The organism is Pseudoalteromonas carrageenovora IAM 12662 (genome assembly GCF_900239935.1).
Taxonomy (GTDB): Bacteria; Pseudomonadota; Gammaproteobacteria; order Enterobacterales; family Alteromonadaceae; genus Pseudoalteromonas; species Pseudoalteromonas carrageenovora.
Genome location: NZ_LT965929.1, coordinates 666,087 through 690,947, shown reverse-complemented (window position 1 = coordinate 690,947; position 24,861 = coordinate 666,087). Strand labels below are relative to the sequence as shown.

The 24,861-nt window shown below is 38.3% G+C and carries 23 protein-coding genes and 1 pseudogene; 7 read left to right on the top strand and 17 right to left on the bottom strand.

What is annotated here, in order from left to right; all coding sequences use genetic code 11:
- Window positions 1–2: 2 nt before the first annotated feature.
- The 7 genes from ALFOR1_RS19340 to ALFOR1_RS19310 all read right to left on the bottom strand — a co-directional run bounded on the left by ALFOR1_RS19340 (window position 3) and on the right by ALFOR1_RS19310 (window position 5,241).
- Window positions 3–431 (bottom strand): nuclear transport factor 2 family protein, encoded by a 429-nt coding sequence (locus ALFOR1_RS19340; protein WP_104644094.1) that lies wholly within the window; start codon window positions 429–431, stop codon window positions 3–5.
- A 1-nt stretch (window position 432) separates the two neighbouring features.
- The gene (phrB, locus tag ALFOR1_RS19335) at window positions 433–1,827 is read right to left on the bottom strand and encodes a deoxyribodipyrimidine photo-lyase (protein ID WP_104644093.1); all 1,395 of its coding nucleotides are present in this window, start codon (window positions 1,825–1,827) and stop codon (window positions 433–435) included.
- Window positions 1,827–2,780: a YbgA family protein gene (locus ALFOR1_RS19330; RefSeq protein ID WP_058550263.1), complete on the bottom strand. Its 954-nt coding sequence runs from the start codon at window positions 2,778–2,780 to the stop codon at window positions 1,827–1,829. Before ALFOR1_RS19330 ends, phrB begins: the two co-directional genes overlap by 1 nt.
- Before the next feature lie 8 nt (window positions 2,781–2,788).
- On the bottom strand, window positions 2,789–3,469 hold the full coding sequence (locus ALFOR1_RS19325) for a ChrR family anti-sigma-E factor (protein WP_104644092.1): 681 nt from the start codon (window positions 3,467–3,469) through the stop codon (window positions 2,789–2,791).
- Complete coding sequence (locus ALFOR1_RS19320; protein ID WP_058550261.1) at window positions 3,462–4,085, bottom strand: sigma-70 family RNA polymerase sigma factor; 624 nt, start codon at window positions 4,083–4,085, stop codon at window positions 3,462–3,464. Before ALFOR1_RS19320 ends, ALFOR1_RS19325 begins: the two co-directional genes overlap by 8 nt.
- A gap of 67 nt (window positions 4,086–4,152) precedes the next feature.
- Window positions 4,153–4,731 (bottom strand): LON peptidase substrate-binding domain-containing protein, encoded by a 579-nt coding sequence (locus ALFOR1_RS19315; protein ID WP_104644091.1) that lies wholly within the window; start codon window positions 4,729–4,731, stop codon window positions 4,153–4,155.
- A 237-nt stretch (window positions 4,732–4,968) separates the two neighbouring features.
- A complete protein-coding gene (locus ALFOR1_RS19310) occupies window positions 4,969–5,241 on the bottom strand; it encodes a hypothetical protein (protein ID WP_104644090.1) in 273 nt (90 codons plus the stop codon).
- Between the two features lie 296 nt (window positions 5,242–5,537).
- Between ALFOR1_RS19310 and ALFOR1_RS19305 the strand changes: the two genes are divergently transcribed.
- On the top strand, window positions 5,538–7,229 hold the full coding sequence (locus ALFOR1_RS19305) for an alkaline phosphatase D family protein (protein WP_104644089.1): 1,692 nt from the start codon (window positions 5,538–5,540) through the stop codon (window positions 7,227–7,229).
- Between the two features lie 78 nt (window positions 7,230–7,307).
- On the opposite strand, the gene ALFOR1_RS20560 is transcribed toward ALFOR1_RS19305, so the two are convergent.
- The 3 genes from ALFOR1_RS20560 to ALFOR1_RS19295 all read right to left on the bottom strand — a co-directional run bounded on the left by ALFOR1_RS20560 (window position 7,308) and on the right by ALFOR1_RS19295 (window position 9,468).
- The gene (locus ALFOR1_RS20560) at window positions 7,308–8,525 is read right to left on the bottom strand and encodes a cellulase family glycosylhydrolase (protein ID WP_269459766.1); all 1,218 of its coding nucleotides are present in this window, start codon (window positions 8,523–8,525) and stop codon (window positions 7,308–7,310) included.
- Window positions 8,486–8,785: a hypothetical protein gene (locus tag ALFOR1_RS20555; RefSeq protein ID WP_227006960.1), complete on the bottom strand. Its 300-nt coding sequence runs from the start codon at window positions 8,783–8,785 to the stop codon at window positions 8,486–8,488. The genes ALFOR1_RS20560 and ALFOR1_RS20555 overlap by 40 nt, the downstream gene beginning before the upstream one ends.
- Before the next feature lie 338 nt (window positions 8,786–9,123).
- Window positions 9,124–9,468: a hypothetical protein gene (locus ALFOR1_RS19295; protein WP_104644088.1), complete on the bottom strand. Its 345-nt coding sequence runs from the start codon at window positions 9,466–9,468 to the stop codon at window positions 9,124–9,126.
- A 173-nt stretch (window positions 9,469–9,641) separates the two neighbouring features.
- Here ALFOR1_RS19295 and trhA point away from each other — a divergent pair, with 173 nt between their 5' ends.
- Together trhA and ALFOR1_RS19285 are read left to right on the top strand one after the other, a co-directional pair.
- Window positions 9,642–10,271, top strand: coding sequence for a PAQR family membrane homeostasis protein TrhA (gene trhA, locus ALFOR1_RS19290; protein WP_058550255.1), 630 nt, complete (start codon window positions 9,642–9,644; stop codon window positions 10,269–10,271).
- Between the two features lie 598 nt (window positions 10,272–10,869).
- Window positions 10,870–11,769 (top strand): SDR family oxidoreductase, encoded by a 900-nt coding sequence (locus ALFOR1_RS19285; protein ID WP_104644185.1) that lies wholly within the window; start codon window positions 10,870–10,872, stop codon window positions 11,767–11,769.
- A 231-nt stretch (window positions 11,770–12,000) separates the two neighbouring features.
- Here the strand turns inward: ALFOR1_RS19285 and ALFOR1_RS19280 are convergent, their stop codons facing one another.
- The 3 genes from ALFOR1_RS19280 to ALFOR1_RS19270 all read right to left on the bottom strand — a co-directional run bounded on the left by ALFOR1_RS19280 (window position 12,001) and on the right by ALFOR1_RS19270 (window position 14,279).
- Entirely contained in the window at window positions 12,001–12,552 is a 552-nt protein-coding gene (locus ALFOR1_RS19280; RefSeq protein ID WP_104644087.1) for a diguanylate cyclase, read from the bottom strand.
- 529 nt (window positions 12,553–13,081) lie between these two features.
- Window positions 13,082–13,393: an MGMT family protein gene (locus tag ALFOR1_RS19275; RefSeq protein WP_104644086.1), complete on the bottom strand. Its 312-nt coding sequence runs from the start codon at window positions 13,391–13,393 to the stop codon at window positions 13,082–13,084.
- Entirely contained in the window at window positions 13,383–14,279 is an 897-nt protein-coding gene (locus ALFOR1_RS19270; protein ID WP_104644085.1) for a LysR family transcriptional regulator, read from the bottom strand. The genes ALFOR1_RS19275 and ALFOR1_RS19270 overlap by 11 nt, the downstream gene beginning before the upstream one ends.
- 123 nt (window positions 14,280–14,402) lie before the next feature.
- Between ALFOR1_RS19270 and ALFOR1_RS19265 the strand changes: the two genes are divergently transcribed.
- The 4 genes from ALFOR1_RS19265 to ALFOR1_RS19250 all read left to right on the top strand — a co-directional run bounded on the left by ALFOR1_RS19265 (window position 14,403) and on the right by ALFOR1_RS19250 (window position 19,752).
- Window positions 14,403–15,485 carry an efflux RND transporter periplasmic adaptor subunit gene (locus tag ALFOR1_RS19265; protein ID WP_104644084.1) on the top strand — a complete coding sequence of 361 codons (1,083 nt, stop codon included), beginning with the start codon at window positions 14,403–14,405 and terminating at the stop codon, window positions 15,483–15,485.
- A 2-nt stretch (window positions 15,486–15,487) separates the two neighbouring features.
- Window positions 15,488–18,568, top strand: coding sequence for an efflux RND transporter permease subunit (locus ALFOR1_RS19260; protein WP_104644083.1), 3,081 nt, complete (start codon window positions 15,488–15,490; stop codon window positions 18,566–18,568).
- A 335-nt stretch (window positions 18,569–18,903) separates the two neighbouring features.
- On the top strand, window positions 18,904–19,215 hold the full coding sequence (locus tag ALFOR1_RS19255; RefSeq protein ID WP_174818520.1) for a hypothetical protein: 312 nt from the start codon (window positions 18,904–18,906) through the stop codon (window positions 19,213–19,215).
- A gap of 228 nt (window positions 19,216–19,443) precedes the next feature.
- On the top strand, window positions 19,444–19,752 hold the full coding sequence (locus tag ALFOR1_RS19250; protein ID WP_174818521.1) for a hypothetical protein: 309 nt from the start codon (window positions 19,444–19,446) through the stop codon (window positions 19,750–19,752).
- 16 nt (window positions 19,753–19,768) lie between these two features.
- On the opposite strand, the gene rluF is transcribed toward ALFOR1_RS19250, so the two are convergent.
- The 4 genes and pseudogenes from rluF to ALFOR1_RS19230 form a co-directional block, all read right to left on the bottom strand.
- On the bottom strand, window positions 19,769–20,764 hold the full coding sequence (gene rluF / locus ALFOR1_RS19245) for a 23S rRNA pseudouridine(2604) synthase RluF (protein WP_104644081.1): 996 nt from the start codon (window positions 20,762–20,764) through the stop codon (window positions 19,769–19,771).
- 85 nt (window positions 20,765–20,849) lie between these two features.
- Window positions 20,850–21,920: a DUF418 domain-containing protein gene (locus ALFOR1_RS19240; protein WP_058550248.1), complete on the bottom strand. Its 1,071-nt coding sequence runs from the start codon at window positions 21,918–21,920 to the stop codon at window positions 20,850–20,852.
- A 34-nt stretch (window positions 21,921–21,954) separates the two neighbouring features.
- Entirely contained in the window at window positions 21,955–23,169 is a 1,215-nt protein-coding gene (locus ALFOR1_RS19235; protein ID WP_104644184.1) for an EAL and HDOD domain-containing protein, read from the bottom strand.
- A 92-nt stretch (window positions 23,170–23,261) separates the two neighbouring features.
- Window positions 23,262–24,797: pseudogene (locus ALFOR1_RS19230) on the bottom strand (glycogen synthase).
- Window positions 24,798–24,861 lie beyond the last annotated feature (64 nt).

Genomic DNA, 24,861 nt, shown 5'->3' with positions numbered 1-24,861 from the left:
ATTCAGCCTGCCCTTTTATCTATGTAGTTAATAACAGAGCCTAATAACGGAATGTGTTTGTACAAAAGCTCACCAACATTAAAATAATCTCGATGCTTAATAATCTTATCTTTTTTAAAAATAAGCTTACTGTGCCCTTGTACAGATATTGTTTTACCCGAGGAAAGTTTTGGGTGTGCGTAGTGCATAGTCCAGTAAATAAATGCGTTATTGTCAATGCTAAAAGAATCCGTTATGTCAAATTGGCAGTGTTTAACATTGCTATATAAATTAGCAAAATAAGCACGTAACTCGGCAATACCGTTTATCTGATGCATTGGATCTATAAACTCAATATCATCACTGTAAATTTCACTTAATAGCTCTAAATTGCTGTTATCAAGTTTTTGATAAATATCTACAAATTTATCTACTGGTAGCACGTTATCCATATCACACCTTAAAAGCAGCCAACGCACGCTCACGTGCAGCTTTATGATCTACAATTGCCGGCCAGTAACAGTCCTTCGTTTTACCCATAGAAGCAATATAAGTATGTGGAAAGTGAATTTGTTTATCTGGCACATTTTTAAGCTCTGGCAAATACTTACGTATAAACTTACCTGTTGGATCAAAGCGTTCACTTTGGGTAATAGGGTTAAAAATTCTAAAATACGGCTGAGCGTCACACCCTGTACTGGCAGCCCATTGCCAGCCACCATTATTAGATGCTAAATCACCATCAATTAGATGCTTCATAAAGTACTTTTCGCCTTCACGCCAATCAATAAGCAAATGCTTAGTTAAAAAACTTGCAACAACCATACGTAAACGATTGTGCATCCAACCTGTTTGCTTTAACTGAAGCATAGCAGCGTCTACAAGTGGGTAACCTGTACGACCTTCGCACCATGCATTAAAGTCATCTTCGTTTTTACGCCACTTTACCGCGTTATACTTTTCGTTAAAATTATCTCCACGCGATAACTTAGGAAACTCTGAAATTAAATGTCGGTAAAATTCGCGCCAAACAAGTTCATTTATCCATGTGAAGGTTTTACTTTTTGACGTTGTTAAAATATCAGGATATTGCTGCTGAATATTAATTAATAGTTGCTTTGTACTCACTATACCAAGCGCTAAATAAGGGCTTAAGCCCGAAGTTCCTTTAATACTTGGAATATCACGGTTATCGTCATAGCTTGTTAGTTTGTCAGCAATAAAACCATTCACTATTTTAGAGAGTGTTTCATCATCTACAGGCCATTTTTCAGAGCCATCATCACTTTTAAGAAGTGGTTCAGCTTTTACATCAACTGACGATTTTTCTAAAGGCCACGTTGGTAAATTAAAGTGAATGTCTTGATACTGCTTTAGCCATGCGCGCTTAAACGGAGTAAACACTTTATACATTTCATTGCTTTGGTTTTTAACACTGCCCGCTGGCGCAATTAAATCCCCTTCGTACAGAGTAAATGTAACACCAACATCATCGCATTTAGCTAAAATTGCCTTATCACGATTTACTTCATTTAATTCATATTCAGTGTTAGCAACAATATGTTTAACGTTATTCGACTGGCAAAACTCAATTAACTTCGATTCGCAATCACTAAAGTATGGCGCACTAATTACATGCAGCGTAATACCATAATCAGCTAGTTGCTGTTGTAAGTACTTTACTCGTCGCTTAAGTAAGTCTATTTGAATTGGCGCGGTGTTATGCTGATGCCATTGCTTTTCGCAAACAAAAAAAATGGCGTGTTTAGCGCCATCATTTAGCGCCTGAATCAACGCTTCGTTCGAAAAAAGGCGCAAATCGCGCCTAAACCAAAATAATGTGTTCATTAAATACCGTATCGTAGTTTTAGTTCGTTAGGGTAAGGGTTAAAGAATACTTGTTTTTCAAGGTACTCGTTTGGATGCACTTTTAAGTGGTGTTTAAGTAACGTTAACGGAACATATAACGGCACCAAGCCTTCTCTATATTCATCAATAGCGTCACGTAACTCTTGTTTTTCAACTTTAGATAAATCTTTTTTAAAGTAACCTTGTAAATGCATTAAGGTATTGCAGTTATTTCTACGAGAAGCAGGCTTTTTTAAACCCGTCATTAAACCTAAAATATATTCGTCGGCAAGTGCGTTTACATCATCCCCAACAAAAGTCCCCAGTAAGTTGCCGAGGTCTCTATAAGCTTTGTAGTTATGGGCCATTAGCAAATATTTATACTGAGAATGAAATTGAGTTAATTTGTGAACACTTAGCGGCTCTTTTGCTAGCATTTGCCAGTTTTTATATACGTAAACACGCATTACAAAATTTTCACGAAGGTGCATGTCATTTAAGCGGCCGTTTTCTTCACATGGCAATAACGGATTGTGTTTCATTATTTGCTCTGCAAAAAAACCAACGCCTTCAGATGTGTTTCCTGTACCTGCTTCGTTATAAATTTTTATGCGTTCCATACCGCAGCTTGGGCTTTTGGCACAAAAAACAAAACCGCTTAATGTACTTGCTTGCTCTGTTGCTACTTTTTTACCATATTCGGTTAATTGTGGGCCTACATCCCCAGAGCCATCTGGCCTGCACACTTTAATTGTGTCGCCAACCCTAACCTGCCTAATCGTAGGTCGAGGTATTGGTAAACCTACGGCGACCTCTGGGCAAAAACGCGTGTATTCAACGTGCTTCCCCAGTTCATCCATACAAAAGTTAGATTTTTTATGACCTGTATCAAATCTTACTTTTTCGCCTGCTAAGCATGCGCTTATGCCTATTTTTATTGTGTCTGTTTGCATAAATTCTCTTAATAAATCAAATTACCAATTGGATTTAGTAACTTGCTGAAGCCCTTATTAAAATGTAGCGCACTACTGACCACTGTAAAGCATAAACAACCATCTTTTGTTAGTGGTGTATGTTGGTGGCTACCATCTTGAAAAATAAAGTCACCTGGTACGTAGCTACCTTCTTCGTCACTAAACTCACCATCAAGTAATAAAGTAATTTCAAAACCAGTATGAGTATGCTCCGGAATTTCACCACCAGCATCAATATGTAACAAGCTTGAGCGCAGTGGGCCGTCATCAAGCGATACACGTGAGCGGGCTAATTTACCAACCTGCGTAAACTTACCATGCGATATACGTGTCAGTGCTCGTGGTAACTGGTAATTATGGTTATTTACTTTAATAGCAACTGGTTCTACTTCATATACTTCATCAACGCTTGTATCGGCAGTAATAAAATCGAATAAGCTAGACTCTTGCTCACCTGTAATATCAGCAGGCAGTGGTTCTGCATGCGTACTTTGCTCAAAAGAGTCGCTAAAAACTTGCTCGGCATTGCTCGCCTCGATTTTTGCTACTTTTGCTTGGCACACTGGACACATATCTACATGAATAGATACGGCTAAGCTAAGTGATGCGCTAAGTGATGCACTGCAATATTGTGTCAGTAAGGTTTCACTCGGGTGATGTTTAATCATGCTGATCTCCCATTTCATTACGTAATTTCTGTAAGGCCAAACGTAAACGTGATTTTACCGTGCCTACTGGAATGTTAAGTTGATGTGCAAGTTGCTCTTGCGACATATCTTGAAAATAAACCCCTCTTACAACTTCTCTTTGTGCAAGTGGTAACTTGTCGAGATAACGTTTGATTTGTTTATCTTCAAGGTGATCGGTGTATTCGTGATTTGTATCTTGGGTTTCGTTCAATAACGGCCAAATATCTTCGCTGATATTTTCTTCTTTATTGCTTTTCATTTTACGAAGCATATCAAACGATGCATTACGCATTACCGTGTAAACCCACGTAGTCGCAGCGCCTTTGTCGCTGTGATATAAATGCGCTTTTCGCCATACAGATGTTAGTGTTTCTTGCACAAGTTCCATTGCTTGCGCTTCAACACCAAACTGTTTAATACCAAATCGTTTAATTTTTGGAGCAAAATATTCAAATAAATAAGCAAACGCTTTTTTGTCTCTCGATTGAGCTACATCAATGAGCGCTTGCATGAGTTCTTTGCTTGGCGTTTCTGGCATGGCAGTGTACTTACCTGTATTAGGTTCACAACGTGGTGATTGTTGTTGACTTACCATAATAATATCCCGTTATTGCTTTTGTATTAGTAAATACGCACGCAAGTTTGTTTGGGATCAAATAAAATTAGGCAAATTCGTTATTAATCACAGTATGGAGGAAACTTAGTAAGTTATCAAAGTTAGTTTCGAACGCAAGTTGCTGTTTTTTCTCAATAGATATAGGCAATAGCTCTAACCAGCGGGCTACAACCCACGTTAGTTCGTCAAAGCGAGTTTGCTTATACAATTCACTCAGTTCAGGATTGGTTGAAAATATATTTTGAAGGGTCAATTTAAGCTTTGTATGCTCGCCAATATCAGCGAACGATTGGCTGTACCAATAAGGTGCAGTACAATTTGAAATTAAACCATGGCGAAGCTCTTGCTCATCTTGGTAAACATCATCAATTTGCACGGTTTTGGATGCAATTACATCTATAAGCAACATACCGCTGTCATCTTGGTTAAAGTCTATAATGTCGACTAAGCAACCTTGAGCGCTTATATTAAACGGTGTGTCGTGCTCAAAAGTACACAGTACAAATCCGGTGTCGTTTTCTAGTGCTGTTTTAACCATATTTAAATAGCGAGGCTCAAATATACGCAAACGCGTATAGCCCTGAGGTAGTATAAAAATTGGTAATGGAAAAATCGCACGCTTCATAAAGTCTACTTATTTAAATCACTCTGCCTTTATTTACGTGCGCTTTTGCTAAGTCGATCAGCTTAGTATCAATCGAATTAATTACCTGTAATGTTATTAATTAAAGATTAAACCAACTCCCCATAACTTTAATCATTTGAACCGAGTAATAAGCACTTATCATACTCACTACCGGTGCTAACATTAATGCAAATAATCCTAATTCATTGCTCATCGTCTTAATTCCTTTTAATTAGTTTACTGCGCGTTATTTGCTAATTTTTTTGCTGTAGTACTATCACTAACTTCACTTGGCTGCTTGGTTTCTAATAAGCTATCTAAAATAGCTTGTGCATCAAAACTTAGCGTTTCTTTTAACGAGCTTTCAAGCTCAGATGTTGTTTGCTTTACATAGTTACTAACACTGGTTGATAAAATATCAGTTACATCTAGGTCCACTTCAGCTGCATTAACATGTGCAGAACCTAATACTAATAAACTTGCCATAGCGATTTTAATTGAATTTTTCATAATGGTATTCCTTGTTTGTGTATTGTTTAGACGTAATAACATAATCAAGGGTTGTGCCAATATAAAATAAAAATTAAAGTGTTGTTATTAAACAACTTTATTAAGTAACATTAAAATCAAACAATTCAGCGCTAGTTAATTTAACCACTGTATTTAATTTTTTGACCATATTTTAGTAAATAAATAAAACGCTATTCTCCCTCACTCCGTCATATTAAATACATTTAGCGTGTATAAAAATGTCATATCGACACAATAAAATTCAGGCCAATTTAAATAACTCTAAAAAGTGCAGTATGCCAATTTCATCTCGTCGTAATTTTTTAAAAACAACCGCTGCAAGTGTGTTTACCGTGGCAGTTTCAAGCAGCATTACTGGTTGTACCAACTCATTAATCAATAAACCATTGTCACATACTGAATTTAACCACGGCGTGGCAAGTGGTGATCCATTAAGCAATGCGTTAATAATTTGGACGCGTGCAACTTCATCACAATCAACAGCTTTAGTAACTCTTGCATGGGAAGTAGCACTGGATCCTCAATTTAAAAACATTATCAGAAAGGGGCAAGAGCAAACAGATGCAAGCCGTGACTATACAATAAAAATAGACGTACAAGGGTTGCTTCCAAATACGCAGTACTTTTATCGCTTTATAGGAGCAAATACGACAAGCCCTATCGGTCGTGCTAAAACACTTCCTATAGAGAACGTTGAACAAGTTAAAATGGTTGTTGTGTCATGCTCAAACTATCCGGCAGGATATTTTAATGCATACACTGATGCTGCTACGCAAAAAGATCTAGATGTTGTACTTCACTTAGGTGATTACATTTATGAATACCCAATGGGTGGATACGCAACCGAAAATGCAGAAAAAATTAACCGTAAACTAGCAGATGATAATAGCGGTGAAATAATTACATTGAATGACTATCGAAAGCGATATGCTATTTATAGAACCGATAAAGGATTACAAGCACTACATGCAGCAGCCCCTTTTATAGCAATATGGGATGACCATGAAATCACAAACGACACGTATAAAGCAGGTGCTGAAAACCACAGCCCCGATGAAGGTGATTTTTACAAACGCCGCGCTGCAGCCATACAAGCGTATTATGAATGGCTTCCAATTCGCCCGCCAATGGGCGAACAAAATCCCCATATTTACCGCACGTTCAATTTTGGAAATTTAATAAGCCTACATATGCTAGATACTCGTGTAATAGCACGCGATAAACAACTCCTCTACAGTAATTACCAAAGCGCTGAGACTAAGCAATTAGATATTACTCGCTTCATGAGTGACTTAAATAATCCACAAAGGCAATTACTAGGAAACACTCAGCTAGCCTGGCTTACAAATGCAATAAAAAACTCAAATGCAAAGTGGCAAGTATTAGGGCAGCAAGTACTCATGACAAAAGTGTGGCTACCTATAGAGGTTTTTTCTCAATCTGAGCGTAAAAAAACTGCGCAAATACTTGAAGAGCTAGTTTCAATAAAAAACGCGGTACTGGATAATAAAGCTGTAACACGACAGCAATTAGCACGCATAAATACATTAATGCCTTATAACTTAGACGCGTGGGATGGTTACCCTAGTGAACGCGAAGCACTGTATAAAAGCGTTGCTGCATTAAATAAAAAATTAGTCGTCCTTGCGGGTGATACTCACAATGCATGGCAAGGCACGTTAAAAAATAAAAAGGGTGAAAACGTAGGGGTAGAATTTGCAACGCCAAGCGTGACCTCACCCGGTATGGAGCACTATTTAGCTCTTAACCCGCAGCAAGCCAAACAAATGGCCGATTCACTTTCGTTACTAATTAACGATTTAGATTATTGCGAATTATCGCATCGTGGTTATATGTTACTTACAATTACAAACAATCAAATTACAACCGATTGGCGTTATGTGGATAACATACAATCACCTACTTACAATCTTATTAATCAGCACCAAAGTATTTATAAAGGCTAACTTATATAACAATGCTTTATAAGGTTAAAAGGCAAATACACTGAGTATTTACCTTTTAACTTTTTGTACAAAGCCTAATTAATTACAACTGTAAATCAGTGTCCACGAAGCATCACTTCCTGGCGTCGTATTAGTGTACCAATTAGCAATGTATGCATTGCCTTGATATTGCATTTTATCGTCTGTGTTATTGTGCGTATAAGGACCTGCAGCATAGTCTTTTTTCACCCAATTAGGATATGCGTTTATATCACTGCAGTCTGTAGAGCTCACTATAGCGCATCCGTTCGAATCAACACTTGCTCCTGCAGGTGTATCAGGACATTGATCAACATCATCATATACGCCATCGTTATCGGTATCAGTTTGTGGCTCCTCTACTTCCAATACACAGCCTACATCATTTACCGTTTCGCCGACTGGTGTATTAGGACACTGGTCAATATCATCGCTAACACCATCAGCATCAGTATCAGATACTTCACACCCGATGCTATCGACAATAGTATCCGCAGGTGTATTCTCACATTGGTCAAGGCTATCAATAATACCGTCGCCATCACTATCAAGCTGAATGTTATCATTAGCATCATGCCAACTTTGAATGATTTCTTTTGCTTTAGTACCAGAGGCTGTTAATGAATCCCAATCTCCACCTGGTGTGAACATTGACGCACTTTCACTTTTATCGTTAAGTGCCCACATTGCATGGCTAATGTTGTTAGTTTTTAAAAATGCCATCCAAGCATCTGTTTCATTAATATTAACACCACCATTACCGTCTGCATTTACACTACCCCACTCGGTGGCAAATAAAGCAATGCCGTTATCTAAAGCAACTTGAGCTTTATTACGGTATGACTGGCCATGCGTACCTGCATAAAAATGAAGAGTATAAGCAACATTCGCACGATCGATTGGGTTTTGTGACGCAACATCAACATCCTGAGACCATGTCGGCGTACCAACAACAATTAAATTGTCAGGATCAATTGCGCGTATTTTGTCTATAACGGTTTCTGCGTATGGCTTAATATCGTATTCCCATGATATTTGTAATGGCTCATTATAAATCTCATAAATTACGTTATTATTGTCTCCATACTTAGTGGCTACTTCTTCAAAAAATTTGATTGCAGTAGCTTGATCTTTATGCGCTTCGTGGCTATGGAAATCTATTATAACGTACATATCTTCGGCAATTGCCGCAGTAACAACTTCATCAAGTCGACCCATGTTACCGTTCCAATCTTGATTTATATCACCGCCAGCACCGTGGCCGATTGCTGCACGTATAATAGTTGCACCAAATTCAGACTTAGCTTTAGAAACTGTTTGCGCGGTGTAAAATTTTCCCCCCCCCAGCCTGTATTACTCCAAAACAAACTAGGGCCTGCAAAACTTTTACTTACACCGTCTACCAATACCTGGTTGCCGCTTACCGTTAGCTTTTCAACTTCAGCATTTGCTACTGACGTCATTCCTAGCATTAATGCTAAAGATAGGCTGCTAACTTTAAAGCTTCTTTTAACACGATTATTGGTACAAACATTCATAACACTTTCCTTAAAAATTATTAGCTTTTTTAGGCTAAAACAATACATTTTAGTATCAATTTAGGTACACAAATAATAACTAATACTATTTGAAAGCGAGAATAGCAAACTTTTGTTAACAAAAAAACGCCTATTACAATATAAAAATATTAGATAAATTAAAATTAAAAACCATAAAGTAGTGCATTCGAGTTATTTAGAGGCAACAATAAGGAAGATAAGGGACTTTACAATACATTTACATAAGTGGATTTAATTGAAAAATAATTTACTAAAATAAAAAATGGCTGCTCTTGGCAACCATTCATTAAAAAATCAACCTAAAATAACCATAAAGTTTATTTAATGTGAGCTTTTCTACCTAAGCGATAAGCATCAACAATGCTCAAAGCCCACACAATAACCATTAAGGGTACATACTTATATTGTGCAAGCTTTGCGCACTCATCAGAAGGTTGTTGCGCTGCTTTTAATATACCCACGATTGTCATGGGTATTTTACCCGACACAAGTTCATTAGCAGTACATTGAGCAATCACAAAAATATCTCTAAGCGTCAATATTAATAAAATAGAAAATACACCTGCAAAAATACTCCCTATTAGATGTTTCTTTAACGAAAAGTGCCCCGCTCCAGGGTAAACAACAGCGGTAAGTAAAGCCGCTTTTAAATCTTTTTTCATGTTTGTTTCAGCTCGTAATATGGATTACAGTAGACAACAACATAGTGAATTAATTCTCTTTAAAATCAAGTAAAAGCTTAATTAACTCAAATCGAGAACGCATAAAAACCATATTGAAACTTTCAGCGTACAACTGTACACTCAAATTAAATTTTACAGTGGTAGGATATGTTATGTCGTTAGACGCGCCTTATTCCCGAAAAGAAGAAAAGCTCAATGTATTAAGCCATGCATTGGGTATTGCATTTGCAGTGTTTGTAATGTGGGATTTGTTCACTCAAGCAACCAGTGTTAAAGCATATATAAGCACAGCTGTTTATGGGGCAAGCTTATTTATTTTATTTTTATCATCCACACTTTATCACGCAAGCGTACAGCCTAAACTCCGTGCCTTTTATAAAAAATGTGATCACTGCGCAATTTACGTATTAATAGCGGGTACGTACACCCCCTTTTTATTAATATCGCTAAATGGCGCTTGGTCTTGGGGCACACTTAGCTTTATATGGGCTGTAGCACTTAGCGGCGTTGCTTATAAAATACTGGTTAAAAATGGTAACAAAAAAGTATCGTTAGCTACTTACTTACTCATGGGCTGGTTTGCCCTAGCTATTGTATACCCGCTTTATTTAAATATTGATGTAAATGCACTTTATTGGTTACTCGCCGGTGGTATTTTTTACAGCTTAGGTACTTTATTTTATAGCGCTAAAAGCACCCAATTTAGCCATGCTATTTGGCATTTATTTGTGATTGCTGGGTGTGTGTGCCACTACATTTCAATTACTAATTACGTGTATTAATACATGTAATTAGTAATTTACTGCCACGCACATAAACCGCATTAATTTGGCTACCCTTTTACGTAAAAGCGCGTTGTAGCTTAGTCGATATCACCTGGCCTTAATTAAAAACGCTGTTATTTACGGCTCTGACTATAAGCCTATCATTGTCCCTTACTCGCCTAATTAACTAGCTCAATAAACAGCGTGTAACATTTTCGGTACTCTTATCCATTTTTTACCCATTTCATTCACTTACTCTTCTCCTAGTTTAAAAATAAATTCTTTAAAATAAGTGAGATAGCTTCATATCTTGAATGTAACGCTATGGCATATCTATTGCTCCTTCAATATAAATGGTCAGTAAAACCTTGGCCAAGCAAATACGTTAAAGGAGATACAAAGTGGGCGCATTCCAGGCTGATTCTACAATTGAGTTAAGTGCTACATTAGTAAGTTGCTACTTATACTCAATATTTTACAACCACACTCACTTTTACGTCTATTCCCGCAAAGCAAAGAGGTAGGTAACATGCATTACTGCGTTATCTAACATTAGGCTCTTTGTGATTACATGCAGTTAATCCAACTTAAACTTTACGTTAAAGGAGACGTTGATATGCCAACTAACCAATTTACGATGCAAGACCCTAGAAGCCAATATCAAATGGGACGAACCGAAAAAGACAGTGATCAACCAGACCCAGGCCTAGATGAAATTTTAAAACCCAAAGCAGATCACGGCGAAGATACCTATGTAGGTAGCGACAGATTAAAGGGTCGCAAGGCGTTGATCACTGGGGGCGACTCGGGCATTGGGAGAGCGGTTGCCATTGCATTTGCCAGAGAAGGTGCCGATGTAGTTTTTAATTACTTAGCCAGCGAAGAAGCCGATGCGAAAGTAACACTCGATATATTAAAAGACAGCGGTATAAAAGCATGGGGAATTGCAGGCGATATCTCTGACGAGAGTTTTTGTAACGATCTTGTGGCTCAAAGCGTTGAAAACTTAGGCTCAATCGACATATTAGTGAATAATGCGGGTAAGCAACAGTTTGTTGCCGAGTTAGACGATTTATCTACCGAGCAATTTTGCCAAACATATGCAACAAATGTATTTGCTATGTTTTGGATAACAAAAGCGGCGGTAAAACATATGCCACCGGGCGCTAGTATTATTAATACAACCTCTATCCAATGTTATCAACCCTCTGCTGGGCTTCTTGATTACGCATCGACTAAGGGTGCAATTACAAGCTTTACTAAAAGCTTAGCAAAAATGGTGATTGATAAAGGCATTCGGGTTAATGGGGTTGCTCCTGGGCCAATTTGGACCCCGCTTCAACAAAGTGGCGGCCAACCGGCTAAAAAATTGCCTGAATTTGGTGATAACGTGCCATTAGGTAGACCAGGCCAACCTGCTGAACTAGCACCCACCTATGTATACTTGGCATCGCAAGAGTCAAGTTACATTACCGCTGAAATAATGGGCGTGACAGGTGGGCAGCACCTACCTTAATCATGATGGTTAACTCATATTAGTTAATCTCAGCTTATTGATTTTATAAAATAATAGCGGCGTATATACGCCGCTATTATTACCTAGCTTTTTTTTCAATCACACCTAAATAAAGCCCGCTAAATATTGGCCAGGCTCTGGTTAACAACACCTTAGATACACACTAAAACTTGTGCTTACACAGCAGTATTTATACACGCATAAATTAACTGCTTAAATAACTCAAGCAGATTAAGTGTTATCTTTTTTAGCACGTATACCGCGAATGAACTCTTCTAAATAAGGTGTAAACTCTAACGCGAGTGCTATAAATAGCACAGTTGCCAAGTAAGTTATTGGTAAAGGAGATGCTTTTAATTGCAACGTAAAGTCAGGAGGAAAGCCGCCTGATGTAAATAAAGCGGTAAATTGTCCCCAATGGCGCGCAATAATTAAAACCAAAGCTAATAGGGGTATCATTTCTAAAAAACTATGTATATGTTGCTCTACCGGCCCTACCCTTCGCTTACTTACCGCATAAGTTACATCCCACATTGCTGTAAGCTCATGAAGAAAAAACAACACAATACAAATGGCAATAATTAAACTATTAACTTCAAAAATTAAAACTAAGATTAACGGAATGCCCACTTCGGCAAACATTAATAAATGGATAAATGACTCTTTAGCACCGCTGGTTGTAGAAATATTACTACGTCGATGACAAAACCAATCAGCAATGCCAGCGACAAGCCAAACAGGGATCACAAAGTACATTAAAATAACTAAAGTTGGGTCAGTCATAGTTTTTTTAGTCCTTAATATTTGGTTTTTATAACCCTCATGCTGAAATTAAATATCTACACTTAATCACCTCGATTATTCATCACTAGCGATGTGAAAAAACGTATTTTTAAAATAATTTATCAGTCAAATTTAAGATGGCTTGGGGATTACTTACTTTTTACCTTTTTGCAAATGAGATACCATTTTTAAACGCGCCTTTGAGCCAACATTTGGTATGCTCAAAATCTATTTACAACAAATAAGTATTTCAAGTGTTATGCCAAATCTCGACGCTAAATTGAATTAATGAAGGTATAGGTATGTGTAGAGGTGTTTTTACTTTGCCGTATATATTTTTGTTGTGTAAAAAATAGAAAATATTTCACTTATCATTGTAAGTTTTTCATTTATGAAGCTAGATAAGGAGGTTGTGCTAAAAGTAGAACTAAAAAGCCCAATTTGTTGTAGATTTACGATAGCTAAAAAAAGTAAGCAGCACACTTATAATAAAGCAGCCTTTAAAAGCTCTTTTACGATTATACGTTCACTATTGCCATCTACACTCGCGCATATTAACTTTATTATTCTTAAAACTAACACCTTCTGATAATAGCTTTTGGCGTTGTTCTTGGTATTTATCACTGCCTTCGGGAAATGATATTTTACCTTGGCTGTTTACTACTCTGTGCCACGGTATAATAGAATCATCTGGCATTTGCTTTAAAAGGCGCCCTACTAAGCGTGAATTTTGCGGATAACCGGCAAGCGTTGCTACTTGCCCGTAACTTGCTACAAAACCTGCAGGTATATTTGCAATAATGGTGTAAATGAGGGTTTCTTTATCAATATCAGCGGTCATTAACGTAAGCCTCACTGAGTACTTTAAATTGCTCCCAAATAGAGCGCGCAACGGGGCCATGATGTATTGCATCACGCCTAAATGCACGCACTTCTATACCAAACTCATCTTCTCTGTCGTTTATCTGTATTTGCTGCAACAGCCCGGCTTCTATTTCTGGGGCGCAGTAATCTATATTCATCATTGCCCAACCTGCGCCTTGTAATAAAAACGACTTTAAATTGGTTACATCATCTATTTTCATTAAGGCTGAGCCTTTTGAATACGAAAGCTTGTCGCTGTCTATATTTAAGTCGCTTTCAAACATAGCCAAACAGGGGTAATTTTGTAATTCGTTAAAGGTGATATGTTTTGGAAACGTATTGGCCGCTGCAATTATACCAATATTAAATTTACCTATTGGCAGACTTTCTAGGTGCCCTGTTGCATGAAATAAATCAAACCATGGGCCAATGCCTAACTCTACTTGGCCGCTATTTACTTGCTCTAAAGAAACAAAGCGTTTGCCACTGGTTAAATTAAACTCTGTGCGTTTAAATAGCCTAAAAGTATTACTTATGATCTCGTTATAACTTTGCTTTTGGCAAATTTGCTCATAGCATATTCTAAATTGTGGCTCGTTACCCAAAGCAAGCTCTTTAGCAAGCTGTGCTAGCTCATCATTTGCATGCAATAATTCTTGTGCTTCGCGGTGAAAAACACGGCCTTTTTCAGTTAACTGTAATCGGTACTTGGTTCTATCAAGTAACTCAAAACCTATTTTTGCTTCAAGGTTTTTTATGGCAAGTGTAAGCGCTGGTTGAGTTTTATGTAATTTAAGCGCCGCGCCACTCAAACTTGCACTTTGTACAATGGCATCTAAAATTTGTAATTGATTCAGCTTCATACTGCGCTCAACATGATCATAAATAAAACTTATTATGTTTCTAAAATTTAATGAATTTTATTTTATATGGTTGCAGCGTATCCTGCACTTAATTATTTTGCCCATCATTGCCACGGAGAAGACATGAAACTCTTTCGTCTATGTATACTTACTACGACTTTACTTACCTTAATGGCCTGTTCTGAGCCAGAAAAGCAAGTAAAAGAAGAGCCAATAAGGCCTGTTAAATTATTTAATATTGGACATGATTCGCAAACAAATGTACGCAGTTTTCCTGCTGAAGTGGTTGCAAACCAAGGCTCTTACTTGGCGTTTAGAGTAAATGGTGAGCTTGTTGAGTTTCCGGTTTTAGCAGGTGAGGAAGTTAAAAAAGGTCAGCTACTGGCAAAGCTCGACCCAGAAGACTTTCAACTACAATACGATGATAGAAAAGCCCGCTTTGAGCTTGCTAAGTCGCAACTTGGTCGTATTGAGCAATTACTTGAGAAAAGAATCGCGAGCCAATCAGAATACGATGAAGCATTGGCTAATATGCAGGTAGCTGAATCTGCCTTTAAAATAGCGGAAACAAATTTAGAATACAGCGAATTACGCGCACCATTTGCAGGCACTGTAGCTAAAGTATTTGTTAAAAACTTTGAAAACATTCAAGCCAAGCAAAATATTTTACGTTTAGAAACCCGCGATTTAATGGATGTAGAAATACAAGTTCCTGAAAAAATAATAGCGCGCATTAAAAAAGGCAGCGATTACCACCCTACCGTTGTGTTTGATGGTTTTGCTAACAAAGAATACACCCTTGATTTAAAAGAGTGGGATACACAGGCTGATCCAACTACGCTTACCTACCAAGTTGTTTTTTCGCTGCCAGTACCTAAAGACTTTAATTTACTTGCCGGTATGACTGGGCGTGTATTTATTGATTTATCAAAAGTTACTAGCTCGCAAGTGGCTTACACTATTTTACCAGTTGAGTCAGTTTTTTCAGAAGCTAAAGAAAGCGTGTCGGATAACGCCTATGTGTGGATATATAACCCAGAAACCGGTGTTGTTAATAAACAAGCCGTTAAAGTAGGCCAAGTACACCGCGACGGCATTGAAGTGCTAAGCGGCATTAAAGAAGGCCAAATTGTCGTTTCTGCTGGCGTACACTCATTAGATGAAGGCATGAAAGTACGTCCATGGAATAAAGAGCGAGGCTTATAATTATGAGCTTTGCGCAACTCTCCATAGAGAAAAAAGTAATTAGCTGGATGTTTGCACTACTGCTGTTAATTGGCGGAAGTGTGTCGTACTTTGATTTAGGCCAACTAGAAGACCCTGAGTTTACACTTAAAACAGCCATGGTTATTACCATGTACCCGGGGGCATCGCCACAGCAAGTCGAGGAAGAAGTCACCTTCCCTATTGAAAATGCGATTCAGCAACTCCCATATGTTGATTATGTGACCTCTATTTCATCAAATGGTAAATCTCAAATTTCGGTAGAAATGAAAAGCACCTACCGAAAAGAACAGCTGCGCCAAATTTGGGATGAAATGCGCCGTAAAATTAATGACCTTTCCCCCTCTCTTCCTAGTGGCGTTTACCCAAGCACCATTTTAGATGACTTTGGTGATGTATACGGCGTTATGTATGCGGTTACCGGCGATGGCTACTCATATGATGAACTTAAAGATTACACCGATTACTTAAAGCGTGAACTCGTACTCGTTAAAGGTGTGAGTAAAGTGACCATTGCTGGTGAGCAACAGCCTCAAGTAATGGTTGAAGTGTCTACGCGTAAATTAGCGCAGCTAGGTATTGCCCCAAGCCATATTTTTGGTTTACTGCAATCGCAAAATACAGTCTCTAACGCAGGTAAAATTAGAGTGGGTGATGAGTCTATACGCTTTCACCCAACCGGCGAATTTAAAGATGTTAAAGAGCTCGAAACCCTGCTTATTTCAAAACCCGGTGCTAGCGAGCTTATTTACTTAGGTGATGTAGCCAAAGTATTTAGAGAATACGCAGAAGTACCCAGCAATGTTATTCGCTACAACTCAGAACAAGCGCTTTTAATTGGTGTCTCGTTTATGAATAGCGTGAACGTAGTTGATGTAGGTAAACGTATTGACGAGCACTTAGCAGAGCTTGAATATCAACGCCCACATGGCATTCATGTTGAATCGGTATATAACCAACCTAAAGAAGTAGAAAAATCGGTAGATGGCTTTATTGTAAGCCTTGTAGAAGCTATTGCCATTGTAATTGTGGTACTGCTTATATTTATGGGGTTAAAAAGTGGTATTTTAATTGGCGGTATTTTATTACTAACCGTTTTAGGCACCTTTATATTTATGAAGTTGTTCGCGATAGACTTGCAACGTATTTCTCTGGGTGCGCTTATTATTGCCCTTGGTATGCTGGTAGATAACGCCATAGTAGTAACCGAAGGCATATTAATAAATTTAAAGCGTGGCCAAACTAAGTTAAAAGCTGCAGTTAATATTGTAGAACAAACTAAATGGCCGCTACTAGGCGCTACAGTTATTGGTATTACTGCGTTTGCCCCTATTGGCTTAAGTTCTGATGCTACGGGTGAATTTGCGGGTAGCTTATTTTGGGTATTGTTTATATCGCTTTTACTAAGCTGGATCACCGCCATAACTCTTACGCCATTTTTTGCAAATTTAATGTTTAAACAAGATGAGTTTAAAAAAGCTAAAAATGCTGAGGGCGATGAGGAAGATGACGACCCATACCAAGGCTTTATTTTTACCGGCTATAAAGCACTTTTAGATGTGTCTATGCATTATCGTAAAACCACGCTTGTGCTTATGGTCGTGCTCCTTTGCTCGGCTGTGGTTGGTTTTGGTGCGGTTAAACAATCGTTTTTCCCTGCGTCTAACACGCCGATGTTTTATGTAGATTACTGGCAGCAGCAAGGCTCAGATATACGTGCAACGCTTGATGGCATTAAAAAGCTAGAAAACTACCTTCAAAAAGAAGAGCTCGTAGAGGAAATAACCAGTACAACCGGCCAAGGTGCTCCGCGCTTTATGCTTACTTATGCACCACAAAAGTCGTACTCGTCCTACGGGCAGCTCATTATTAGAGTAAAAAGCCGCGAGGCGGTGGCTGTAGTAATGCAAAAAGTGCGTGAATACTCGCAAAATACACCGCTTTCAGCTGAACTTAAAATTAAGCCTATGGAAATTGGCCCCTCAACCGATGCTAAAATTGAAGCACGCTTTACAGGCCCAGACCCTGTAGTCCTTAGAAAGCTAGCGGCTAAAGCAGAAGACGTTATAGCACAGGATGAAGGGGCTTATAATATTCGTGATGATTGGCGGGCACGTACTAAAATGATTCGTCCACAATTTAACGAACAAAAAGCGCGCCGCTTAGGTATTAGTAAGTCAGACCTTGATGATGTACTGCTTACTAGCCTTTCAGGCAAGCAAGTGGGTGTATACCGCGATGGTACACAACTACTGCCAATTATTGCTCGCTCACCGGCAAATGAGCGCCTAAATGTAGAAAGCGTTCACGATTTACAAATATACAGCCCTGTACTGGGTGTATTTGTGCCAGTAACGCAAGTGGTTGACGAATTTGTGGTTGAATGGGAAGACAGCCTAATTATGCGCCGCGACCGTAAACGTACAATAACGGTAATGGCCGATCAAAACGTTTTAGGTGACGAAACCGCTGCTAAATTATTTGCCCGTATACGAGGGCCTGTAGAAGCAATAGAGCTTCCGCGTGGTTATAAGTTAGAATGGGGCGGCGAATATGAATCGTCATCTGATGCGCAATCGGCTATTTTTGGCTCATTACCGTTAGGCTATTTAGCTATGTTTGCGGTAACCGTAGTGTTATTCAACTCACTTAAACAACCTTTAGTTATTTGGGCTACAGTGCCACTTGCTATTATTGGTGTAAGTGCGGGTATGTTAATAATGAATGCGGCATTTAGCTTTATGGCACTACTTGGATTACTAAGTTTAAGCGGGATGCTAATTAAAAACGGCATTGTGTTAGTCGATCAAATAAATCTCGAGCTTCGCGATGGTAAATCGCCTTACCAAGCTGTGTTTGAATCTGGCGTTAGCCGTGTACGCCCTGTAGCCATGGCGGCTATTACCACCATTTTAGGTATGATCCCACTGTTGTTTGACGTGTTCTTCCAGTCAATGGCAGTAACTATTATGTTTGGTTTAGGCTTTGCAACCATACTTACGCTTATCGTAGTGCCTGTGCTTTATACTGTTGTATTTAGAATAGACTACGAGCCTAGAAAGTAATTTAAAAGCGCCTTAGAGGATGTTTAAAACGCAGCTTACCTCACAGTAGCTGCGTTTTTTATTATTTAAACCGAGGTTAAAGATGGACTTAATAAACTAGGTTATATTTGTATTCTCTTTGGCTATTTTCGCTTTATAATCGACGAAAATGGCAATGTAGATTTAAACAACTACCGGTTCACTGGCGGTATTACACTGGTAATAACAGACATGTTTGACGGTACTTACGATTTAATTAAACGACTGCGCTCTAAAAACAGCATATCTGCATTAGCCATTTATTTAGGGCTTTTTTTACTTTATATTGGCGTTGTGTTTTATAAATAACCCCTCAAATGACAGCAAAACAACTTTTTAGAATAATAATTACCGCTAGTTTACTATTCCCACCCCTATTTTTTATTGCTTGGGATGAAAATCTCGATCCCCCCTTTATTGCCAATACCGCTTCTAATTTTTTAACACATAAGCTGCTTCCTGTTTTGTCAGTAATAATTAGTATTGCAGGGGGGATGTACGGATACAAAAAGTACAACGCATGCATAACGTTTAAATCAAATTTTAAAGACTATGTAGGGCCTGTTTATCTTTCGAGGTTAAATTTGCAGCAGTGTGTTTGGCATTTAGGCAAGGCAGAGCCTATGTAGTGTGGTTATTCCCCATAAATAGGCGATAACGTGGAATAAATGCCAAACATGCGCTGCCCGGAGGGTTCTGCCTAGGGGCAATTTACTCTTTGTTGCTCAGTTTTTACTTAGTCCACTAGGTTACAAACCTCGCGCCACGATTAAACCGCCCCTAGTTTGAACAAATTTTAATCCTGAAAGGTCAACAGGCCCTAGCACGATGGAAAGCTTCGCGGGTGGCTTGGTATTTTGTTTATACCTTTTTTAGTTTACTTATGGCTGTGGGCTGCTTTTTGTATTTCAGTAAAGTTATGGACGTATTATTATAGCGACAATAGCTGGCAGCAAGAGTACCAGCTACTGGCTGTAGAGGCGTGTCCGAGTGATTACGAATACAACTGCGCAAAACTGGTTGTGCTTGATTTACAAACTTACAGAAAGCGCTCTTTTAGGTGGTATTTAGATAAACCAGCATTAAAGCGGCTAAAAAATGAGAAAATAAACATAGTGGGCGTTAAAAGCCCACTAGGGTCTGTAGTTCATCAAATACAGTGGTAGTTGAGCTTTTAATACACTACTTTTTTAAACTTAACGTGCCAGATGAACGAGCTTTACGATTTGCTGGCTTATTGTTATTTGAGTTTTTATTATCGTCTTGCGTATTTTTACTAGCTCCACCTTTACCTACATAGGTAGTAGAGCGTTTTTGATAGGGTGAATTACTTCTTTGCGTGCGGGTGCCTCGTTCATTATTAAATGCACGTGGGTTTTCGCCCTGAAAATCACGCTTTTTAGGCTCGCCTTTATTGTTATTACTCATGCTATTTTGCTTGTTGTTATCAACCGAGTGCTCTTGCGTTTTACCCGAATCGGCTATCGAGTCGTTAATTTGCGCCATTTCTACATCGGTTAAATGACGCCACTGCCCTACTTTTAAGCCCTTAAGCGTCACGTTCATAATGCGTGTACGTTTTAATGTCACAACTTCATAGCCTAAGTATTCGCACATACGGCGAATTTGGCGGTTTAAGCCCTGAGTAAGAACAATTTTAAATTCTTGAGGAGCCGTTTGGGTCACTTTACACTTTTTGGTAACAGTATCTAAAATAGGGATGCCGTTTGCCATTTTGGGCACAAATTGGCGGTTTAGTGGTTTATCAACTGTCACCACGTATTCTTTTTCGTGGTTATTACCAGCACGCAAAATTTTATTTACGATATCGCCTTCGTTGGTTAAAAAGATTAGCCCTTCTGATGGTCTATCTAATCGTCCAATAGGGAAAATACGAGTTGGGTAGTTAACGGCTTTAACTATGTTACTTTGAATTTTACTCTCGGTGGTACACGTAATACCAACCGGTTTATTATAAGCAATATAGACACGCTTTGGTTTTGCGCGAAGGGGGTTACCATCAATCAAAACGGTATCAGTATCTGCTACTTTTACGCCCATTTCTGGAATATTACCATTAACCGTAACACGACCCTGCTCAATATATTTATCGGCTTCACGACGTGAGCAAAACCCGGTTTCACTTATAAATTTATTTAAACGTTTTAATTCGGTCATGGCACTTAACAGTCGTAATTTTAAAGGCGACTAGTGTAAACCACACACACTTATTTTTCGCCCCTAATTTAATATAAATAGGTGTTTAAGTACTAATTTTTAATTGAGTGAGCTTACGCCATATAAATTCAAGCGGCCCTTGTATATAAAAGCGGCTATATAGCGCTGTAAATAACAGTTGCACAATGACCAAAGCGGTTGCCACTAACCAATAATCTATGCGGTTAAAGCTTAATACCCACTGCGGAAATAAAACTTTATAAAGCAGTAATTGCATTATGGTTTGGCTTATATATAAGGTGAATGCTAATCGCCCTGCTTGTTGAATAAGCGTGCCAACGTGTACCCTGTTATTGCAAAATTTAACTATGATATGAATATAAAGCACGGCTATAAAAAGCGCTGCAAATGTATTTACTAATTCTTGAGTAGCTATACTTAAACCATCATTTCCCTGAAGTATTAAAAGCCTTAAGCTTGTAAAAACAAACGCCCCACTAACGCACACAAATAACTGCTGCGAAGTAAGCCCTTTGGTAAATACCTCCAACTTATATAAGTATATTCCAATGAGCATAATGCCAGAAAACATCAAAAAAGCTAAGAATGGAACCGCTACAACTGCAATCATATTGTAACCTAAGTTACTGATAAAATAGTCCTTATAGTGCGGGCTATATAAATCTATAAATGCTTGAGAGTCGCGGTGAATATTCTCATCAGGCAAGTTCATTAAAAACAAAAAGGTCACTGCGCAAGCTAATAACATAAATATAATGCCTCTTTTTAAAAGCATATTATTATTAGTTTCTACAAATTTAAGCACCCACCAACCGCATACTCCGTAAACAAATAAAATATCGCCAGCCCAAAGTAAAAAACCATGTGCCAAACCAAAAATAATGAGCCAATACAGTCTCGCTTTTATAGGAATAGTTGATTTGTAGCGCTGCCACTGAATAAATAGGCCAGCACCAAAAAGAAGGCTGAACAGCGTTCTAAAACGCCCATCAATAAAAATACTACTAAGGGTTTGAATAACAGCATCGCTAAAAGGTGGAGTAGCTAATGGTGTATAGATATATTCCCCTAATCCAAAAGCATAACCGTTCATGTAAACAAGGCAAAGCACTGCAATACCGCGTATAAAATCCATATTATAATTACGCATAACTGAGATTTAATTTCCTTTAACTTTTATTTTTATAATTATCTGCCCAATCAACAGCTTGTTGATATAAGTTAGGTAATACTTTGCTATCGAGATTAATTAATATTACAGCTTGTTCAAGCGCCCACCAGCTTCCAGTTTCGTACGCTTTAACCACATTCAAAATATAATAAAGGGTGTTTTTTTCATTTAAAAGCGCGGCTTTTATTTCATCTGGAAAAGGAAGTTTTTCAACGAGTAGGCTCATTGGTTGATCAAGTATTGCATCGAGTAATGAAAATAGCCCAGTTAAAAAAGCTTCTCCTGATTGCTGCTTAGCGACTTTTTTTGCAATTAACTCGCAAAAGCGAGCACGCACAACACACACTTGCATAAGTTCTGCTGGCTTCTTACCTGCTGTGTGTGCAGTAACAATAAGACTCACAAACTTTTTTAATCGCTCGTGCCCAAGGTAAACCAAAGCTTGTTTAAGTGATGATATTTTACTTTGAATAGGAAAAACACCACTATTGATTAATCTAAGCAACTTATAGGCTAACGCAGCATCAAGTTCAAACAAACCAGCAATCGCTTTTATATCTGGACTGGGTTTCATTATCTCTGCGTAAATAGCGACGACTAAAGCATAGTTATAATCAATGTCGTTTTGTTTGACCATGGTGGGTTTTGCAAAAAAGTACCCTTGAAAATAATCAAACCCCATTTTATGGGCTAATTCAAAATCCTCTTGGGTTTCTAATTTTTCAGCTAATAGTTTTATTTTTTTGTGCTTCTGGAGCTTTTTTATTACGGGTGTTATTTCACTTAATGGTGTAATTGAAATATCAAACTTTATTAATTTAACAAGCTTTAAAAACCTATCCCACTGCGGTTTATAAACAAAATCATCAAGTGCTAATTTGTAATTACGATGAAATAAGTCACGACACATCTCGTAATTTTCATCGTTTGGCTCTATGGTTTCGAGCAATTCAATTACAACATCTTGGCAAGGTAAAAACGCACATAAATCAAGCTCTAACGATTCAGGGCCGATATTTATTAATGCTTTTTTACCCGAGGTAATATGGCGAGTTCCGAGATTTAATTGGTTTTCCATTATTAGGCGCGCAGTGGCTTCGCCTTCACAAATATCAGGGAAATAATTTTTAGGGCTGTCCCTAAATAGCAACTCGTAGGCAACTACGTTTTGACGACGATTAAATATTGCTTGTCTTGCAACAAATACAGACACATTACCTACTTTTATTAAATTTACCAATACCAAGTAATTAATAACGTAAATAAGCTGCTATGTCACGGAGCTAAAGTATATTTACATTAACTTTATTGATATAAGTATGAAATATAATCAGTTGCCACTTGAGTCCACGAAAAACGCGCACCCTTAGCATTAGCTTTAATTTTTTGCCATTGCTTAGGCTGTTCTTTGTGTAACGTTAGTGTTTCATCTAAACACTTTAGCAGTGAATCGGCTTACTTACTAAGCGTACCAGCATTAAAACTAAAACCGTTGTCATTATGCTTTACGGTATCTTTTAGTCCGCCAACACTGTGAACCAAACAAGGCTGCCCTGCTCGCATTGCCAGCATTTGGCTAATACCACAAGGTTCAAATGAGCTAGGCATTAAAAATAAATCGCCTAATTGATACATTAAATCACCAACGCCTTGTCCGTAACCTTTCAAAAATAAAAGATTTGCATTGCGCGCCATTGCTTTAGTAAACGCCTCTTCTAGTGCTTCATCTCCTGAACCTAATATAATAATCCGGCCATTAAATTCATCCACTATTTTGCACACTTCATCGATAACTAATGAGCTTTCAATAGACTGACACAACAGCAACACTTTTTGCTCAGTAAGTCTGCCAACACTTGTAACTAATGGCCCTTTAACAGGTGATGCCATAAACTGCTGTAGTCGTTGATGAGCAATATAGTAGCCACTTTCAAGCTGTGGCGTTTTTGCCATCCAGTTAAATAAGGTGTCTTGTGCTTGGCTATATAAATCATCCATTGATACTTTTTTATCTGTGCTATTGGGGTATTCACAGCCATTTAAAATACCAACGAGTTTTCCTTTGTCTGCGGCATTTTTTAGGTCTTGCTCTAACCCTTCACCACCAAAAAAACCATGCTCATAATTACTCGGTTTTAGTACTTCTTGACTATACGTTGGCGACACTAGGTGAACCTTATTTGCCAAGTTAATTGCACTGCGCATAGGGTTAAAGCAATGTGGATAGCGGGGATCACACAGTTGCTGCCCATCGTAACTAAGTGAAGGAAACCACGCCTCTAGGCTTGAGTCGTCATACTTAAAAGGTCTTATTCCTTGCAGTGCAATATTATGAACTGTGTAGGCAATGTTTAAGTTACTTAATGTTTGATAACGTGGTTCGAATTTAAGTAAAACAGCAACACATGCACTGTGCCAATCATGTAAATGAAGCGCTGTTGGGCGTTTTAATACACCTTGCAATAACGCTTCACACACAGCTGCATTAAACAAAGCAAACTTGGTTGCATCAGTTGCAAAAGGTCTCCCTGGGGCATCGTTACAATACACACTGCCCGAATTACTAAATAATGGATGGCTAATAACAATTTGCGTTACATTACTTTGACTCTGCTCTACTTTAAAAAGTGTTAATACATGTGGATGAGCATTAAAAGCAACGGTTACATCACCAATGTGAGTTCGATTTAGATCGTGTATACCATAATCGGGGATCACCACATCAACTGTTATGCCTTGCTCTGCAAGCGCTTTTGGTGCGTCACGAACCACATCCGCAACGCCACCTACTTTTGCGCCTGGTAACGCGTCGTTTTCTGCTGCAACCATTAATACATGCATTAATTCACTACTTCCTATAAACCTATATTAGCTTGCTCAAATATGAGCAAGCTTGTGTTGTCGT